The following is an 18,080-nucleotide window of genomic DNA, read 5'->3' as shown; positions in this document are numbered from 1 at the left end:
GCACTCCCAGCAGCACACCGGCTGCGACCACCAGCCTGCCGCACAACCAGCAGCCGCGTGAACCCCCGAAAAACCTACGACCAGGACCACTAAGCGGGATAGGGGAGAAATCCTCCCCGTCGCCCCTGATCACCGACCTTAGCGTTGCGGCATGTCAACCGCCGGGCTACCAGCCAGTTCGCTCGGCATTCCCGCCGTGAAGGGGAAATCATCATGACCACATTGGAATCCGCCGTAATGGAGGCGCTCCACCAGCGTGGAAGACTCCTGTACCCCGAGACATTGGCCGCGATTCTGCAGCGCCCTCGGGTCGAGATCGACCGGGGAGTGGAGTCACTGCGGACGCAGCAGCTCGCGTGGCCCAACCGGTGCGGCCAGTGGCAGGCAACCCGATGACCGCACCGCAGCCGTCCCGCCTACAACTGTGGACGCTACGCAGCCTCTGCTCCTATGCCGCACTGCCATGTACGGCAGCAGATCTGGCAGCCGAGCAGAACCACCCAGCCTTCCGCACCGAGGAGTACCTGGCCAAGCTGCACGCTGGTCGGTGGGTGAGCAAGGTTGAGCTGGTCGGCGGCGCGCTGTGGCAGCCGACCGCGAAGGGCCTGCGCGCGGCGAGCGCTGAGGTCCAGCCATGAAGCCGCCCGCCATCGGCTACCTCCGGTCGGACGTGTCCGGCGCGAGCAAGGTGTGGGACCAGATCCAGATCAGAACTGCCGCCGAACGTCTCGGATATCGGATGACCAAGACGATCGAGTTCAGCGAGTTCACCGCCGACCCGCTCGTCCAGCCTCCTGGCCACCATCGCACGCGACGGAGTCGACGCCGTGGTCGTGCCATCCGTCGCTCACCTCGGTGACGAGATTCCCGAAGCGCTGGTGTCGGCGGTCGACCTCATCACCGTCTCATCCGAGGCAACCTACGCCCGGCGCCTCCCCAACCTGTTCGACACGAGCTCCACCTGATAAGCGCCGCACGGGAACTCGGCTCGACACTGGGCATCGCCGTCCTCACCACCATCTACTTCAGCACCGTCGGCACCGGCCTACGCGACCGCCTGACCGACGCCGACCTGCCCGAATCGGAGGTGCGGCAACTGGAGTCGACCGTCACCGACAGCGCCGGATCGGTGATCACAGCCCTCGCCGAAAATCCGCAAACACTCCCCATCGCGGAAGCAGGCCGCGCGGCCATGGCCGCAGGCATCGAAGTGTCGAGCTACCTTTGCGCGGGTCTGCTCGTACTCGCCTTGGCAACAACCGCATTCGTCAAACCTGTACGACACGAGTAGCAGCACAGCATTTCTCGCGGATCTGCGATCTGCAGCACCTGAGCATGATGTGGGGGCGTTCCGCGGCCCCCACGCTCGCCCGCCCGTCAAGCCCGCATCCGTCACACCCCCCCTTCTATACGTAGGCGTATATCAGCGGTAGTCTCGACTTATACGCTGCCGTACACATGGAGGTTCCAGCTATGCGACTACCCGAATCGGCCCACACCGATCAACCCTGGCGCATCCACGAGATCGCCCCCGACTTCGACGTCGAGGACATCTGGAAATTCCGCACCCCCGGCGGTGGCCCCGACGACTTCCCCGCCTTACTGGCCGCCCTCCGAGCCGAACGCGCCTCCGAATCCACCGGCATCAGCGGCCTACTGTTCAAGATCCGCTGGAAGCTGGGCGAACTGTTCGGCTGGGACCGCGAAGACGCAGGCACCGGCACCCGCGTCGCCTCCCTGCGAGACCGCCTACCCACCGACCTACGCGACACCGACATCCCCGACGAGGACGGCCCCCTCACCGCCCTCTACGTCCTCGACAACGAATACGCCGCCGAAATCGCCAACGGCACCATGCACGGCATCATGCACCTGGGCTGGGTCGCCGACGATTCCGGCTACCACCTGCAAATGGCGGTTCTGGTGAAGCCCAACGGCTGGTTCGGCCGCTTCTACATGGCCTTGATCAAGCCCTTCCGCTACGGCATCGTCTACCCCGCGATGACCCGCAGCTGGGAACGAACCTGGAACGACCTCCCCATCCCCCACTGAACCGCGCCGTTCGCGCACCCCGCAAAAGTTGCGCAGACTGCCACACCGCTGATCAGCCCCGGCCAGGGGCACCACACCGAGCGAATCCGACCAAGTCAGGCGGTACTCACGTTCGGGGTCCGCAGCAATGTTCAGTTTTCGCCCGCGCTCGAACGGGATCATCGATGTTCTGACTCGCGTGGCTCAGGTCGTCATCGTTCAAATCCAGTTCGGCGAACAACTGGTCGAATCCGCTCGCGATCACTCCGCTTCATCGCCGAAGGTTCTACCCTCTAATCAGCGGCGACGAGCGGGGGTTTGCAGTGGCGGTGACAGGATGGACCGGCGTCGAGGTTCGCGCAATGCGTACCGCGGCACTCCGGATCACCCAAGCGGAACTTGCCGAGCGTCTCGGATTCACTGAATCGGTCGTCCGGAAGTGGGAGAAGCGCGGTGAGACAATCACACTCACGCACCAGCACGCTGCGGCGATGGACACTCTCCTTGCGCGACTCGACGACGATCAGCGTCACCGATTCGAATCCGCGCGATGTGTGTCCGAGGCCCCCGCGGGTGCGGACGCCGATCCATTCGATAGATCAGATGCGATTGTCGGTCGGCTGCAACATCTCGCCGAGCTTCGTGGTGATGGCGATCTCGTCGATGGACTGAGTCTTGCCCTCGGTGAGATCGTCGACCGCTATGAGGTGGAGGGGCCGCGCCATCTGGCGAGCGAGGTTCAGGAGCTTCGTCGGCGGGTGAATCTCCTTCTCCAGCAACGTCGTCACCCAGCTCATGTCGAGCAGTTGTATCGGATTGCGGCGCGGTTGTCGGGGGTTCTGGCGTACATGGCGGTGAACTGTGGCCGGTTCGGCAGCGCTCGGATGCACTGCCGCGAAGCGCAGGTACTGGCATCGCTGATCGAGGACGGCGAGATGCTGGCGTGGGTCAAATCGACCGAAAGCTTCTGCGCCTACTACGCAGGCGATTTCGTGAGTTCAGTGAAGTTGGCCGAGGAAGGGATCGAGCTGGCCGGCTCGGGGTCTCAGGCAATCCGCTTGTACTCCAACGGGTTGGCCCGCGCATGGGGGAAGTTGGGCGACGCAGTGGAGGTCGAGCAGGCAATCGAGCGGGCGCTGTCACTGGCCGATCACCAAAATGCCGTTCCGGGACTGACTCCCGCGTTGACATTCGAGTCCTACGGCAAAGCCCGTCTCATGGCGAACGCTGCCACCGCGTTCCTCTCGGCCGGGCGATTCGACAAGGCCCTCGAGTTCGGCGGGTTGGTCGAGGATCACGTTTCGCAGTCGGACTCGGTATGGAGTCGAACGTTGGTGCGCTTGGATGTGGCGACTGCGCTTGTCCTACAACGCTCGCCAGAAGTCGAGCATGCGGTTCAGCTCGGCATCGAGGCCCTCGATGCTTCGGCAGATCGACCCATCCGTTCGATATGGCAGCGGGCGAACGAACTCGGCGCTCTGATGGAATCCCGGCATCGGGCACCTTCTCGTGATTACGCCGAGCGTTTGGCGCAGTGGCGTCGTTCGGCGCAACCGCTGATTGCCCCTGAAAGTGGGCTTTAACCGCCCAGAGCAAGGACCGCGCGGGTAGTCCAGCGGTAGCTGTGGCCATCCCGTCTGAGGACGACCAGCTCGGCCTGGTTCACCCGCACGCTGGCACTTCTGGCCGCACGCAATGCCGCTACCGCGTCGATGACCTCAGCGGCAGCGCGGTCAGTGTTGTTGTAGGCGATACCCAAATGCGGTCGGAACCGGGAAGAACTCGGCGCCGACGCAACCGTCGAGGTCGGCAATGCTTCTGCCGTACATGTCGACAGGACCTGATGTAGATCAAGCAGCGGATCCCACGGAGCGACCGAGAACCTGATCGCGCTGCGCGAGCCACTCAGCGGGCCAACAGTAAGGTCGAATGGCTTCACCTCCGAAAGGCTTTCGCGTGCAAGCGAAACCAGCCTGTCGATCTGCTCGTCAGAGACAACGGTCATGTCGCCGACCCTCATCATCGTGATGTGCAAGGCATCCAGCGGAACCGGATCAACCCCGCCGACTGCCAGTGCCCCCTGACATTCGGCAGCGAGCTCGATCAGATCGGAATCGTCGAACGTCAGATACCAGTAGTAGCCCGTACGGCCCGGCGCCCACTGCTTCACAGTCCAATGGTCGCGAAGGACCTCGATCTCGGAGAACGCGTTCCAATCATTTCGTGCAATGGCTTCCGGATCCGATGTCGAGTCCGGCAGCAGCTCGGGAAACGGGCTACTCGATGTCATGACCGGCTGATCTGCCTCTCCATGTCGAACTTCTTACCGGCGAGTTTGCGGACTGCCGACCGGACGCAGCACCGATGTGGCGAGCGCCCGGTCAAGGGTCACATCCGTTGCGGTGCCGCCATTCCCAATTGGCCCAATCCGAGCTCAAACGTGCGAGCAGTTAGCTGGCACAATGCGATTCGGTTCGAACGAATCGGTTCCTCGGCAGCGATGACCGGGCACGAGTCATAGAATGCGGTGTAGGTGCGGGCGAGCTCGTAGAGGTAACCCGCCAGCCGGTGCGGCTCGAGCGCGTCAGCGACCTCGCTCAGGACGACCCCGTAGCCGTCCAAGGCCAGTGCCAGTTCCCGCTCGGCTGGTTGGAGTGGGGCGAGAGTATCGACCGTGGCAGAGGTTGTGGCATCGGCCTTGCGCAGGATCGAGCACACCCGAGCGTGGGCGTACTGCAGGTAGACGCCGGTATTGCCGTTGAGTGTCGTCATCCGGTCCAGGTCGAAGGTGTAGTCCTTGACTCGCGATGTCGACAGATCCGCGTACTTGACCGCACCGATCCCCGCTTGTTCGGCGATGGTGTCGAGCTCGGCAGCAGTCAGATCAGGGTTCTTCTCGGCAACTACAGCGCGCACACGGGCGGTGGCTTCGTCGAGCAGGCCCATCAACCGAACTGTTCCTCCTGCACGGGTTTTGAACGGTTTGCCGTCCGGGCCCAGGATAGTGCCGTAGGCGACGTGGTCGACCTGGATCGCGTCCGTGAGCCAACCGACCCGGCGCGCGGCTTCGAAGATCAGCTGAAAGTGCAGCGCCTGTCGCGAGTCGGTGACATACAGCAGCCGGTCCGCCTGGAGCGCGGCGATGCGATATCGGATGGTGGCCAGGTCAGTGCCGTCGTAGCCATAGCCACCGTCGCGTTTGCGAGCCATCAGCACCACAGGCTTGTCGTCAGGGCCCGTGACCTCCTCCGACAGCACCACGATCGCGCCGTCGCTGTCTACGGCTACGCCCTTGTCGATGAGTTCGGTGATGGTGTCGGCCAACTTGTCGTTGTAGAACGACTCCCCGACATAGTCATCGGGCGTGAGCAGGACGCCGAGCCGGTCATAGATCGCGCCGAAGGCCTTCTCCGACTCAGCGACAATCTCACGCCACCGCGCAACTGTGTCGGGGTCGCCGGCTTGCAGGGCAACCACCCGGGTCCGCGCTCGGTCGGCGAAGTCGGGATCGGCGTCGAACTGAGCTCGCGCGGCCTTGTACAGACTGTCCAGGGCCGACACCGAGCTGGTTTCAGCGTCGAGTTCTTCAGTGTGCCATGGCGATTCGGGGTGCTCGTCGATGTACTGGATGAGCATGCCGAATTGGGTGCCCCAGTCGCCGAGGTGGTTCGCGCGCACGACATCGGCACCGAGGAACCCGAAGACTCGGGCGAGGCTGTCACCGATGATCGTGGTCCGCAGGTGCCCGACGTGCATCTCCTTCGCCACGTTCGGAGCGGAGTAGTCGATAACCACCCGCCGCTCGTCCTCGCTGGCCGGCACCCCGAGGCGGGCGTCGGCCAGACGAGCCGCGACGCTTTCCCAGATGGCTCGATCGACCAAAGAGATATTCAGGAATCCCGGTCCCGACACCTGCACATCAGCGATCACACCGCCAGTGAGATCGAGCGAGGTCGCGAGCTCGCTGCCGAGCTGAGCCGGCGGCATGCCGACCTTCTTCGCCAACGGCAGCGCGGCGTTGGATTGGAAGTCGGCCCGATCGGATCGTCGCACTACCGGGTCCGCGTCCGCCATTTCAGGACGGACTCGCACAATCGCCTCCGACACAGCGGCAGCGACACGTCCGAGCAGCGGCACAATACCGGCAGAGCTCACCTTGGATTCCTTTCGAAGGGGATGGTGAACCCATTGTCGCAGGTGCGTGAAGTGGAATAGCCGTGACTGGCGTGGCGCTGCCGGAATCGCGCGCCGTCGATGACCTCGACCAGGTCCCGGGCGACCAACGACGCCAAACCCGACTGAACCGTTGAGCAGAGGTGAGCGCTGCGGGTGTAGCCCAAGAAGTCCTTGCCGTGGGCACCATCAGGCGCGCAGGTCAATGCCTGGACCGCGCGGGGAACTGTGATCTCCGGTGTCGCGAGCATCGAGATCGCCAACACCGCGACCGCCTGTTCGGCTCTCGAGCGGTCAGCGCGATACCGTCCCACGTTCCCGCCGAGGAACATATGTTCGCTGGTGAGGGCATTGAGCAGCAGCCGTTGGGCGAAGGCGGACGAATTCAACCAGTCTGCTTCGACAACCACCGGGACGGGACTGAGCAAACCATCAATCCTCGGAAAGCACCGCAGAGCGACAGCCTGATCGACATCAGAATAGGTCGCGAAAAGCTTTGTCTCGTAATCGACTTCCGTGTCGTGAGCTAAGCCGAAGCCATCGTGGATCCGACGAACCGCGGCCACCAAGCCGTCCATGATGCAGCGGCCCAGTCGATCGCGCCCCACCAAGACGAGGTCGAGATCAGCACGCGAGTCCCCTGAACCGGCCTGCGAGCCGTAAACGATTCCGTACCCTCCTGCCGGGGTGAATGTGCGGCACAGCTCCGCTGCCGCGGCGAACAGCTCGGGCGTCATGACGACAGGCCGATCGGAAGCGACGCATACGGGTGCGCGGCGGCATGGAAGTCAACGAAGTGGACTCCGCTCGGGAGAGCGACACCACCTGCGATCTCATATCGGTCGATGAATTCCTCCACCGATATCGCGAGCTCAGGATCGTCGAGCAACTGCGGATGGTGTTTGAAATGCACCCCGAAGAACCATTCACGCGCCGCTTCCCGGCTCGATGCCCACGCCACTCCCCCGAGACGCGTGTGGGTCAACGCCCCAATGCCCTGCTCTTCCGCGTCACGAAGCGCGTCGACCAGGACATTCCTCGTGTACGCGCGACCTCCCACAGGAAACGGCGCGACAGCTTCCCAACCACGGGTCACCAACTGCTGCTCAGGGCTCTCGGCATCGAACAACATGGCAAGCAGGTGCCCGCCCGGAGCGACCAACCGAACCAGGTCGAGCACGAATTCCCGTGCCTGGGTATGCGCGTGAACCTGATCCTGGCGAGGCCGCACACCCGTAGGTGAGAGTTCCTCGAAGAACTCCCCGATCGGGTAACTCAACGACCAGAACGCTGTCACCAGGTCAAAGCTCTTCGACCGGCCCTCCCGAAGGAGCGTGGTCACGGCGTCGCTGGTATCTGCGCAGATCGTCTGCGCCGCGGGAAATTTCTGGGCAACGGCGCTCACCATCGTTTCGCTGTAGTCGGCGAGCACGAGGTTGCGTGCGTAGGGCGCGATCGTCTCGGTGATCCGGCCTGTGCCACAACCGAACTCCACGACCTCGAACGAGGCGGTTGGGGCGCGGTGATGTTCGGTAAGCCAGTCCGCAACCAGGTCGACATCCTCCGTGCCGCCGTAGTAATGGCGCAGCAGCAGTTCGTCATAGACGCCTGCCGACTCGTAGACCGCGCGAAAGGTCTTGTTCGTCATGCTGTTTCTCCCTCCAGATCGAGTGCGAGGTTGTCGAGGTAGGCAAGGACGTCGCGCATATAGGTCTCGGTGACCGCGGGATTGTTCGCCATAACGCAGGGGGTGCACGACCGCTCCCGAGCGCAGCCGACCCAGGTCATCGGGGAGGGTGAATTGATGCAGGTGCCACCGGCCCTCGTCCATCATCCGTGCATGGATCGCGATGTTCAGCCGGTTGAGTCGGTCCAGTTCCGCGTCATCCAGATTTCCTGCCTCGATGCCTGCCGGCAGGTAGGCGAACACCACTGCCGCAAGATCCAGGTCGTTGAGCCGCACCAACCGCGGGTGCGCATCGACCAACCCCGCGAACGTCTGCGCCACCTCATGTCGGTGATCGGCCAACTCCACGAGCCCCGCTCGGCCACGACCGAGCATCATCATCCACAGCTTCAGCGACATCCACCCTTTGGTTCCGATGAACGGTGTGACCTGGCCGAACGCGAAGTCTTCCTGCATGATCAGGTCCGAGTAGGTCGAGATCGTCCGCACCGCAGCCGGATCCCGCACCAACAGCGCACTCAACCCGTATGGCACTGCCATGATCTTGTGCGGGTCCACGGTGATGCTGTCGAATTCGGCGATACCGTCGATCTTGTCCCGCAGGTTCGGGCTGAACGCCGCGAGCAACCCCCAGCACGCATCCGCGTGCAACCAGATCTTCGGGTCGATAGCCCGGACGACATCATGGACAGCCCGCAGGTCGTCGATTGTTGTGTTCGGCTGTCGCCGGCGTACGCGATAACCGCCATCACTCGATCACGATGCTCACGTAGGGTCCGCGCGAGTTCGTCTGTGTTGTAACGGAACCCGTCAGTCGCGACCTCGATGATGTGTGCGCCGCACCCGATCCAGGTCAACGCGGCCTTCACGCTGTAGTGCCCAATTCCCCTCGGCACGACAACCGCGAATCGGCTCGGATCGGCCACCCCGGACTGCATCGTGCCCGGCGCTTTCGCCTCACGGGCGAGCATCATCGCGACAGTGTTGCTGGTCGTTCCGCCGGGAGTGACCATGCCGCCAACGTCCCAGACCGTGTTCACATTCCCGACCAGCGGATTCGCGTAGCCGAGCAGCCCCCGCAGCCACCGGAGAACCGTGATCTCGATGAAAGTCGCGCTCGGACTGTCGAACGACTGGTTGATCATGTTCTGCTGCGTCAGCGTTGCGAGCACACTGCCCGCCAGCGCGAGGTGATCGTCACCGGTGTCGCCGAAACCCATGAACCGCGGCGAGGCTTCGTTCTTGCACAGCGGCAGGACCCGATCAACGAATTCGGCCAACACCGCCTCACCCGCCATCGGCTCGATGGGAAGGTCGGTGACCAGCAGATTGCGGATCTCCCCCGCGGTGCTCCGTCGACCGAAGATCTCCGTGCGCGCTTTGAACTGCAAGCCGATATCGAGGGCCTGATGTGCCAGCCCGTCATGCGGGTCTACGGCGGGCGGGTTATGTGTGCGAATTGCCGTCGTGTGCATGGTGTTTGCCTTCCGAACGGGGTAACAACCTGGTGCATACAACGATCCAGGCAGCAGAAGAAGGCGGGAAGCGACGCAACCGCTACGGAACCGACATGCAAGCGGAATCCGGCCCTTCGGAAGGTCCAACTGACCTAGCTGGCAGCGAAGCTAATCGGTCGATTCCCGGACAGCTCTGGGAGCAGGCGGTCCGGCCACCGGCTCGAGATGATCTGGGCATCATCCAAGCTCGACCCGATGGTCCTGCCGGTGATCAGCGAGCGATAGAAGACCCTGGCGACTCAAAGCAGTGACGCTCTTCTACGGTGCTGGGCCAGCTGATCGCCGTATGGCCGGGGGTCTGCGGCTCCGCGCCAAGGGACTCAGTGGCTTCTGGTCGGCAAAACCAATGGTCAGGATCGGCGGTTCCGCGCAAGATGCGGTGTGTGGATGCATCGTGTTCTACCGTGCTGCGCTGGCAGTTCGATCTGATCTGGTCCTTGTTCGAGTTCCATCTCGATCGACTGAAAGAAGACGACTTCCTGTGGGAGCCCGCGGGTTTGTGCTGGACACTGCACCTCGACGAGCGCGGCGGCTGGGAGCCGGACTGGGCGGACTCCGAGCCCGATCCGATCCCGGTCCCGACCATCGGCTGGATCAGCTGGCATATCGGGTGGTGGTGGAGCGTCGCCATCGATCACCTGCGAGAACGCGCTCCACGAGACCGTAGCGAGATCGCGTGGCCGGGCCCCGGACCCGCGGTCGCCGACTGGCTGCGCGGCCTGCGCGAGGAATGGCTGCCAATTCTGGATCAGGTCACCGAGGCCGATCTTGTCGCCCCAGCGGCATTTCCGTGGCAGGGCGACTCGGACAAGTCCGTTGCCCACACCCTCGCATGGGTGAACGCCGAGCTGATGAAGAACGTCACCGAGATCGGCCAGTTGCGGCTACTGCGCGCAGCCCGCAACGACGAGTGACGACATCGACGGCCTCGCCTTCGGCGGCAGACCTCGATAAGCGGAAGGGGAGAGAAGCTCGAACCCTCGGATCGGCATTCAGTGATACTTTTCGGCCGAAAATTATCACTGATGAGGCGCAGTGCTACTTAAGTAGCACTGCCAGCCAGCTGTGCTACTTTTCGCGCGAAAAGTAGCACTAGAACCGCCAGTTCTACGCGCTGAGCGGGGCGGCGGTCACCCCGTAGCCGAGGTTGGTGAGGACTTCGCTGGTGGCTTTGGCGAAGTTGAGGGTGATGAAGTGCAGGCAGGGGGCGCCTTCGTCGGTGAGGCGCTGGGCCATTTCGGTGGCGATCTGGATGCCTTCGGCGCGGACCGCGGCGCGGTCTTCTTCCGGGCCGGTGCCTGCTGCTCGGGTGAGACGGGCTACGACGTCGGCGGGGACGGGGCGGCCGCTGAGTTCCTCGGCGCGGGCGACCGTGCGCAGGGAGGTGATGGGCATCAGTTCGGGGATGATCGGCTTGGCACCCTCGATAGGGTCCATCGCGATCACGCGGTCGCGAAGGCGCAGGTAGTGCTCGACGTCGAAGAACATCTGGGTGATCGAATACTCGGCTCCCGCACGGAGTTTCGCGGCCAGGTGGTGAGTGTCGTGGTCGAGGTCGGGCGAGCGGTGGTGGCCCTGGGGGAACGAGGCCACGCCGACGTGGAAATCACCGAGGTCGCGCACGATGCGGACCAGTTCCTCGGCGTATTCGACACCACCGGGGTGCTTGGCCCATTCACCCAGCGGGTCGCCGGGCGGATCGCCGCGCAGGACCAGCACATTGCAGATACCGGAGTCGGCATAGGAGCCGATCAGGGAACGCAATTCGGCGATGCTGTGGCCGACCGCGGTGAGGTGGGCCACCGGCAGCAGGGTGGTTTCCTGCGCGAGGGCGCCGGTGATGCGCACGGTGCGGTCGCGGGTGGAGCCGCCCGCGCCGTAGGTCATCGACACGAAGGCGGGATGCATGCGTTCGAACTCGCGGACCGCACGCCACAGCCGAGCCTCGCCCGCCGCGTCACGCGGGGGGTTGAACTCGACGGAGAAGGGCACGCCGCTGCCCGAGTGAGTGCGCAGACTCTGCACCACCGAGGGGGTGTTCGAGACGATCGACGGCCGCTGGGCGGGTCGATCTGGGGTCGAACTTCCCCGTCCATTGTCGAAATCCACCGGCTCAGTCTAGTGGGAGGCGATGAGGCCCCGGCACCGACTGGGAATCCGGCCACCGAACACCGGACAATGCGTCAAGTCCAATGGACGTGTCCGCGACGGCAGAACCCGCCGAAACGCCGGGTGTGGGCTGCGTCGCAGCGGCCCTGTGCGCCGGGAGCGCGCCCAGCCCACCCGCGTATCGTTCGACCCAACGCTGGTGACCGCACCACCGAGTGCCCAACCGGTCCCGCTGTTCGCCCACTTCGCCCCTGGAGGCCGCCCTGTTCGCCGGAATCGGTACCCCGCTCTCCCGGTCCGCCGCCGACGCGCTGACCTCGGTCGATCTCGCCGCGCTGACACCGGGCACGCCGGCTTTCGTCGCCGCTGTCGAACAGGTGCTGACCAGCTTCTTCGCCACCCGGCGTGAGATCGTCGAGCCACTGGGGCCCGTGTTCATCGATGCCGTCGAGGCGCTGGAACAGTTCGTTGTTCGTGGCGGCAAGCGGACCCGGCCGGGGTTCGCGTGGACCGGGTGGCTCGGTGCGGGCGGCGACCCCGCGGGGCCCGACGCCGCCGCGGTGCTCACCGCCTGTTCGGCCCTGGAATTGGTGCAGGCGTGCGCGCTCGTGCACGACGACATCATCGACTCCTCGCGGACGCGGCGCGGGTACCCGACCGTGCACATCGAGTTCGAGGATCGGCACGGGGCGGCGGGCTGGCCCGGCGACGGCGCCGCTTACGGCTCGGCCGTCGCGATTCTGATCGGCGATCTCGCGCTGGCCTGGGCAGATGATCTGGTCCACGAGGCCGGGTTGAGCCAGGAAGCGCTGGCCCGGTTCGCGCCGGTGTGGGCGCGGATGCGCACCGAGGTGCTCGGTGGGCAGCTCCTCGACATCAACGGCGAGGCAGGCGGCGACGAATCGGTCGAGGCCGCGTTGCGGATCAACCGGTACAAAACCGCCGCGTACACGATCGAACGGCCGTTGCACCTGGGCGCGGCGCTGGCGGGTGCCGATGAGGCGCTGGTGGATGCGTTGCGGACCTACGGGACCGATGTGGGGATCGCGTTCCAGCTGCGTGACGACCTGCTCGGCGTGTTCGGCGATCCGGTGGTGACGGGGAAGCCGTCGGGCGATGACCTGCGGGAAGGCAAGCGGACCGTGTTGATCGCGGAGGCGCTGCGCCGGGCCGATCCGGCATCGGCCGCCCTGATCCGGACGGGTCTCGGCACGGATCTCGACGATGCCGCCGTCGACCGGCTGCGCACGGTGCTCACCGACCTGGGCGCGGTCGACGAGGTGGAGCGGCGGATCGCCGAACTCACCGATACCGGGCTGGCCGCCATCGCGACCAGTTCCGCGACGCCGCGAGCCGAGCAGTTGCTCCACGCGATGACACTGGCTGCCACTCGCCGCGCAGCCTGATAGGAAAAGTGTTGTGGGACAAGCGAATCATGTCGTCGTAGTCGGAGCCGGGCTGGCAGGTCTCGCGGCCGCGCTGCATCTGCGGGGCGCGGGCCACGAGGTGACGGTGCTGGAACGGGCCGATCATCCGGGCGGACGGGTGGGTCGCTACCGGTTCGACGACTACGAGATCGACAGCGGCGCAACGGTTCTCACGTTGCCCGAAGTGATCGACGACGCACTGGCCGCCGTCGGGCATACCCGCGAGGGCGTCGGCTTGCGCATCCACCGTCTCACCCCCGCCTATCACGCACGCTTCGCCGACGGCAGCGACATCCGCGTCTTCGACGATGCCGACCAGATGGCCGCCGAGGTCGAAAGTGCGTGCGGGCCTGCCGAAGCGCGCAACTACCGACGCCTGCGCGACTGGCTCGGCCGCATCTACGACGCCGAATTCGACGAGTTCATGAACGCCGATTTCGATTCGCCCCTCGACATGGTGCGCACGCCGCGCGCCAGGGCCGCGCTGACCGCGCTCGCCAAACTCGGCGGGTTCGGCAAGCTGGGCCCTCGCGTGCGGTCCTATCTGCGCGACGAGCGGCTGACCAGGCTGTTCACCTTCCAGGCACTGTATGCGGGCATGTCGCCGGATCACGCGCTGGCGATCTACGGCGCGATCCCGAACATGGACACCTGCTTGGGCGTCTATTTCCCAGAAGGTGGGATGCGCGCGATTACGACCGCGCTCGCCGAGGCATTCACCGCTGCGGGTGGCCGTCTCGTCCTCGACGCCGAGGTCGACGGCATCGACTACGCGACGCGCTCCAACCGGACCTCGGACACCCGCGCCAACGGTCGCCTGTCGAACACCCGAAAGGGTGCGGGATCGGCCGACGCCCTCGAAGGGGACGCCTCGACACCTGGAATCCGAGCGGGTGCCCCAGCCCGTGCACGTCACGCCGAAGCCGTCCGCACTACCGACGGACGCAGCTACTCGTGTGATGCGGTGATCCTGACCGCCGACATCGGCTCGCTACCCCGATTCGGGCTGCGCCACCGTCGCGGCCTGCGGGCCTCGCCGTCGGCCGTCGTCGCCCACGGCACCATCCCCGCCGAGATCGCCGCGCGCTGGCCCGTGCAGGCCCATCACACCATCGAGTTCGGCGCCGCGTGGGCGCAGACGTTCGCCGAGATCGCCGCGCGCAAGGGTCGCGGACAGCTCATGCGCGATCCGTCACTGCTGCTCACGCGGCCCGCGCTGACCGATGCCGACCAGTTCATCGACCGGGCGAGCGGACGCTGCGAACCTCTGTCGGTGCTCGCACCCTGCCCCAACCTGACCGCCGCCCCGCTCGACTGGGACCGGCTCGGCCCGGCCTACCTGCGCGAGCTGCTCGCGGTACTGGAACAGCGCGGCTACACCGGCATCAGCGAACATTTCCGCGTCGACCACCTCGACACTCCCGGCACCTGGGCCGCCCAGGGCATGATCGCGGGCACGCCGTTCTCGATCGCGCACCTGTTCCGGCAAACCGGACCCTTCCGGCCACGCAATCTGCCAAGGGGTGTGGACAACGTTGTTCTCGCAGGTTGCGGCACCACTCCGGGGGTGGGTGTGCCCACCACGCTGCTGTCGGGCAAGCTGGCGGCGGCACGAATCACCGGCAGCCGGGCACACACCGGTACCGACCACCGGGTTAGTGTTCCAACTTGAAGCCGTAAACTGACGGCCGACTTATCAGCTCGCGGTTGCGACCGCCGACCATCCGGGGGGACCGACCGAACATGCCGCCCTCCGAGACGACCGTAGGCACCATGGACAACACGCGCACTATCGAGCGCCAGCGTCACCTACCCACTGGGGCCGATCCCGGCGTCCGGACCTGGCTGCGCACCGCAGGCGAGTTCGCCCGGAGCCCAGAAGGCCATGCGGCCCTCATGGGATTCTTCGGCGCCATGATGATCACCTTCGGTGGCTTCGGTGCGGGCGCCGTCCGCAAACGCGACCCGCTCCTCGAGGCGCTACACCTGTCCTGGCTGCGGTTCGGCCACGGGTACGCGCTGTCGATGATCGTTATCTGGGTCGGCGTGCTGATGATGATCACCGCGTGGGTTCGCCTCGGTCGCATCACCATCGGCAAGGGCGACCCGACGGTCACCCTCAACGAGTTGCGGGCGACCGTCGGAATCTGGATCACGCCGCTGCTGTTCGCGGCGCCGATGTTCAGCCGCGATGTCTACTCCTACCTCGCCCAAGGCGCGCTGCTACGCGACGGTTTCGACCCTTATCAGGTAGGGCCCGTCGCCAATCCGGGTGTGCTGCTGGACAACGTGAGCACGGTCTGGACCACCACCACCGCGCCGTACGGGCCGGTGTTCTTGCTGATCGGCCGCGCGATCACCTCGATCACCGGCGACAATGTGATCGCCGGGACCATCGCCCTGCGCTTCGCGATGCTGCCCGGGCTGGCGCTGATGATGTGGGCCGTGCCGTATCTGACCAAGCATCTCGGCGGTAAGCCGACGGTGGCGCTCTGGTTGGCGGTGCTCAACCCGCTGGTGCTGGTCCACCTGATCGGCGGCGTGCACAACGAGATGCTGATGGTCGGGCTGATGTGCGCGGGCGTCGCGCTGGTGCTCGAACGCCACCATGTGGCGGGCATCGTGGTGGTCGCGATCGGCGTCGCGATCAAGGCGACCGCAGGCGTCGCCTTGCCGTTCCTGGTGTGGATCTGGATTCTGCACGAAAAGGAACGCCGAGCTGCCGAGCGTCGAGCGGCGGTGGATTCCGATGCCGCGCTCACCGAAGAACAGCGACACCCCGACGCTGCCCGACCGTCCGCGGATATGCCGCACCCGCTGTTCGTCTTCGCCAAGATCGCCGGCATCGGCGTGGGCGTGTTCGCGCTGGTGTTCGGCGCGGCGTCGGTGATCGCGGGCGTCGGCTTCGGCTGGGTCACCGCGTTGCAGGGTTCGAACAAGATCATCAACTGGCTTTCGCTGCCCACGATTCTCGCGCACATGGTCACCTGGGTGACCCCGCTGGCTCACGACTCGGTGCTGGAAGTGACCCGCCCGCTGTGCCAGATCGCCATGGTGGTGTTGCTCGTCGCGACCTGGTGGCGGTTCCGGCACAGTGAACGTGAGGCCGTGATGGGCATCATCATCGCGTTCGTCGCGATCGTGTTGCTCTCGCCCGCCGCGCTGCCCTGGTACTACTCGTGGCCGCTGGCGCTGGCCGCCGCGTTCGCGCTGTCGACCACGACGTTGATGTGGCTGGTAGGGATCTGCACCTGGTTGATGCTGGTGTTCCAGCCGGACGGGTCGATCGGGCTCTACAACTTCTGGCACGTCGCGCTGGCGACGTTCGCCGCCGTGGTCGCGGCCGTGTCGCTGCGTACCGTTGATCCGCTGCATCTGCGTTCGGCCAGGTCGAAGGCCGCTGCCACGGAATCGGCGCCGCCAGTTCGGGCATGAGCGGTCGAGCACCCCGGCTTCGGAGAGAGATCGTGAACGTGGCTGCCGATGCTGGTGCCCGACCGCTGACCGGCGAGCTGGCTGCCGCATACGCGAGTTGTCGGCGGATCGCGGCCGAGCACGGGCGCACCTATTACCTGGCGACCACGCTGCTCTCGCCGGAGCGCCGACGGGCCGTGCACGCGCTGTACGCGTTCGCGCGGATGGTCGATGACATCGTCGATCACGCCGATGACCCCGCGCGCGTCCTCGACCCGCAGGATGCCCCCGGGTCCCACTCCGACCGACACGTCTTCGGTCAGCAAGATGTCGCCCGGAGCAACACCGCCCGGCAAGTGGGCGATGCGCGGGAAGCCGGTCCATTCGCTGAGTTTTCCCCGGCTCCTCGGCACGACCGACGGGATCTCGGACTGCTCTCCGACGTCTCCCCTGCCCAGCACCTCGACCTGGTCGAGAAGCAGCTGCGCCTAGCCCTGGAACAAGGCAACCTCGACACCACCGACCTGCGCCGCCACCAGATCGTCACCGCGGCCGCCGACACCATCGCCCGCTACGACATCGCACACACCCATATCTGGACGTTCCTCGATGCCATGCGCATGGACGTCCCCGGCACGGCCACCCACCGCACCCGCTACGCCACGATGAGCGAGCTCCGCGAGTACATGCGCGGATCCGCCGCTGCCATCGGCCTGCAACTGCTTCCGGTCCTCGGCACCGTCGTCCCCGTCGCCGCTGCCGAACCCGCGGCAGGCGCCCTCGGTGAAGCCTTCCAGCTCACCAATTTCCTGCGCGACGTCGCCGAAGACCTCGACCGCGACCGCATCTACCTCCCCACCGACGAGCTGCGGGCATTCGGCGTAGACGAAGCCCACCTGCGCGACTGCCACCATCGTGGCCACGCCGACGCACCGCTACGCCGTGCGCTGGCCCACCTGATCGCCGTCAACCGCGACATCTACCGGCAAGCAGTCCCCGGCATCGCCCTGCTCGCCCCCCGAGTACGCCCGGCGATCACCACCGCCGCCACCCTCTACGCCGAAATCCTCGACCGCATCGAAGCAGCCGACTATCAGGTCTTCACCACCCGCGCCACGGTGCCGAACCGTCGCCGAATCCTGGTCGCCGCCAAGGGTTTGACCACCCCCACCCGCCACCGCTAGTCGCCGGTCCAGCACCGCGAACTGTCAGTCAGGTCGGATCGAGCTGCCGTCGACGAGATCGAAGGCAGCTACGACGCAACTCGATCCGGTGTGAGGATCAGAAGGGTTCGGCGTGGGCGCGGCGGACTACCTCGCGGGCCAAATGGCCGTGCAGGGCGTCCACGGGGCGACCGGGGAGGGTGTCGTCTTCGGTGTAGAGCCAGCCGAGGATGTCCTCGTCGGTGTACTTGGCGTCACGCATGACGGTGATCACGCCAGGGAGCATGCGGACGATCTCGTCCTCGGAATCGAAGAAGCGGGACGGAATGCCTGCGACGCCGTCGCGACGGATCGCGAGGACCTGGTGGTCACGCAGCAATTGGTGCACCGAGGTGACCGGGACGCCGAGTATGTCGGCCGCCTCGGGCAGCGAGACGATGGTTTCGGTGTCGGGCAGCACGTCGTTGCTGCAGGGGAAGGCACTCACCCGCACAACGGTAGTACGTGTCAGCGCGCACGCATCGTCTGGCATGCCGACTCCACCCGGTTACCATCGTGG

At 65.6% G+C, this 18,080-nt stretch carries 17 protein-coding genes and 1 pseudogene; 10 read left to right on the top strand and 8 right to left on the bottom strand.

The genetic code is table 11. The features are described 5' to 3' along the window. Positions 1-213: 213 nt before the first annotated feature. From ACFXKN_RS29935 to ACFXKN_RS29920, 4 genes are all read left to right on the top strand, one after another. Entirely contained in the window at positions 214-396 is a 183-nt protein-coding gene (locus ACFXKN_RS29935; protein WP_379434265.1) for a hypothetical protein, read from the top strand. Further along, positions 393-638 carry a hypothetical protein gene (locus ACFXKN_RS29930; protein ID WP_378963995.1) on the top strand — a complete coding sequence of 82 codons (246 nt, stop codon included), beginning with the start codon at positions 393-395 and terminating at the stop codon, positions 636-638. Before ACFXKN_RS29935 ends, ACFXKN_RS29930 begins: the two co-directional genes overlap by 4 nt. A 189-nt stretch (positions 639-827) precedes the next feature. Then, on the top strand, positions 828-965 hold the full coding sequence (locus ACFXKN_RS29925; RefSeq protein ID WP_378963999.1) for a hypothetical protein: 138 nt from the start codon (positions 828-830) through the stop codon (positions 963-965). A 508-nt stretch (positions 966-1,473) separates the two neighbouring features. Next, complete coding sequence (locus tag ACFXKN_RS29920) at positions 1,474-2,052, top strand: DUF2867 domain-containing protein (RefSeq protein ID WP_378964004.1); 579 nt, start codon at positions 1,474-1,476, stop codon at positions 2,050-2,052. A gap of 272 nt (positions 2,053-2,324) precedes the next feature. Here ACFXKN_RS29920 and ACFXKN_RS29915 read toward each other — a convergent pair whose 3' ends face one another. Next, positions 2,325-2,564: a hypothetical protein gene (locus tag ACFXKN_RS29915; protein WP_379434264.1), complete on the bottom strand. Its 240-nt coding sequence runs from the start codon at positions 2,562-2,564 to the stop codon at positions 2,325-2,327. 21 nt (positions 2,565-2,585) lie between these two features. On the opposite strand from ACFXKN_RS29915, the gene ACFXKN_RS29910 reads away from it, so the two are divergent. After that, a complete protein-coding gene (locus ACFXKN_RS29910; RefSeq protein ID WP_379434263.1) occupies positions 2,586-3,614 on the top strand; it encodes a hypothetical protein in 1,029 nt (342 codons plus the stop codon). Here ACFXKN_RS29910 and ACFXKN_RS29905 read toward each other — a convergent pair. The 5 genes and pseudogenes from ACFXKN_RS29905 to ACFXKN_RS29885 form a co-directional block, all read right to left on the bottom strand. Then, on the bottom strand, positions 3,611-4,321 hold the full coding sequence (locus ACFXKN_RS29905; protein WP_378964011.1) for a 2'-5' RNA ligase family protein: 711 nt from the start codon (positions 4,319-4,321) through the stop codon (positions 3,611-3,613). The genes ACFXKN_RS29910 and ACFXKN_RS29905 overlap by 4 nt on opposite strands. Before the next feature lie 98 nt (positions 4,322-4,419). Next, positions 4,420-6,186, bottom strand: a complete 1,767-nt coding sequence (gene argS / locus ACFXKN_RS29900; protein WP_378964019.1) for an arginine--tRNA ligase — start codon at positions 6,184-6,186, stop codon at positions 4,420-4,422. After that, positions 6,183-6,941, bottom strand: a complete 759-nt coding sequence (locus tag ACFXKN_RS29895) for a hypothetical protein (protein WP_378964023.1) — start codon at positions 6,939-6,941, stop codon at positions 6,183-6,185. The genes argS and ACFXKN_RS29895 overlap by 4 nt, the downstream gene beginning before the upstream one ends. Next, complete coding sequence (locus ACFXKN_RS29890) at positions 6,938-8,542, bottom strand: pyridoxal-dependent decarboxylase (RefSeq protein WP_379434262.1); 1,605 nt, start codon at positions 8,540-8,542, stop codon at positions 6,938-6,940. The genes ACFXKN_RS29895 and ACFXKN_RS29890 overlap by 4 nt, the downstream gene beginning before the upstream one ends. An 80-nt stretch (positions 8,543-8,622) precedes the next feature. Next, positions 8,623-9,366: pseudogene (locus ACFXKN_RS29885) on the bottom strand (pyridoxal-dependent decarboxylase); the annotation flags it as partial. 446 nt (positions 9,367-9,812) lie between these two features. Between ACFXKN_RS29885 and ACFXKN_RS29880 the strand changes: the two are divergent. Beyond that, entirely contained in the window at positions 9,813-10,322 is a 510-nt protein-coding gene (locus tag ACFXKN_RS29880; RefSeq protein WP_379434261.1) for a DinB family protein, read from the top strand. A 193-nt stretch (positions 10,323-10,515) separates the two neighbouring features. Here ACFXKN_RS29880 and ACFXKN_RS29875 read toward each other — a convergent pair whose 3' ends face one another. Beyond that, positions 10,516-11,517, bottom strand: a complete 1,002-nt coding sequence (locus ACFXKN_RS29875; protein ID WP_370585530.1) for a methylenetetrahydrofolate reductase — start codon at positions 11,515-11,517, stop codon at positions 10,516-10,518. Positions 11,518-11,768: 251 nt separating this feature from the next. On the opposite strand from ACFXKN_RS29875, the gene ACFXKN_RS29870 reads away from it, so the two are divergent. The 4 genes from ACFXKN_RS29870 to ACFXKN_RS29855 all read left to right on the top strand — a co-directional run bounded on the left by ACFXKN_RS29870 (position 11,769) and on the right by ACFXKN_RS29855 (position 17,542). After that, complete coding sequence (locus tag ACFXKN_RS29870; protein ID WP_379434267.1) at positions 11,769-12,923, top strand: polyprenyl synthetase family protein; 1,155 nt, start codon at positions 11,769-11,771, stop codon at positions 12,921-12,923. A 13-nt stretch (positions 12,924-12,936) separates the two neighbouring features. Then, complete coding sequence (crtI, locus tag ACFXKN_RS29865; protein ID WP_379434260.1) at positions 12,937-14,616, top strand: phytoene desaturase family protein; 1,680 nt, start codon at positions 12,937-12,939, stop codon at positions 14,614-14,616. Positions 14,617-14,717: 101 nt separating this feature from the next. Next, a complete protein-coding gene (locus tag ACFXKN_RS29860; protein ID WP_379434259.1) occupies positions 14,718-16,379 on the top strand; it encodes an alpha-(1->6)-mannopyranosyltransferase A in 1,662 nt (553 codons plus the stop codon). A 38-nt stretch (positions 16,380-16,417) separates the two neighbouring features. Then, positions 16,418-17,542: a phytoene/squalene synthase family protein gene (locus tag ACFXKN_RS29855; protein WP_379434266.1), complete on the top strand. Its 1,125-nt coding sequence runs from the start codon at positions 16,418-16,420 to the stop codon at positions 17,540-17,542. Between the two features lie 97 nt (positions 17,543-17,639). Here the strand turns inward: ACFXKN_RS29855 and ACFXKN_RS29850 are convergent, their stop codons facing one another. Then, the gene (locus ACFXKN_RS29850) at positions 17,640-18,008 is read right to left on the bottom strand and encodes an Rv2175c family DNA-binding protein (protein ID WP_378964056.1); all 369 of its coding nucleotides are present in this window, start codon (positions 18,006-18,008) and stop codon (positions 17,640-17,642) included. Positions 18,009-18,080: the final 72 nt, after the last annotated feature.

Source organism: Nocardia sp. NPDC059195, assembly GCF_042754695.1.
GTDB lineage: Bacteria > Actinomycetota > Actinomycetes > Mycobacteriales > Mycobacteriaceae > Nocardia.
The sequence above is the reverse complement of the archived record's forward strand: the minus strand, read 5'-3'. Positions and strand labels throughout refer to the sequence as shown.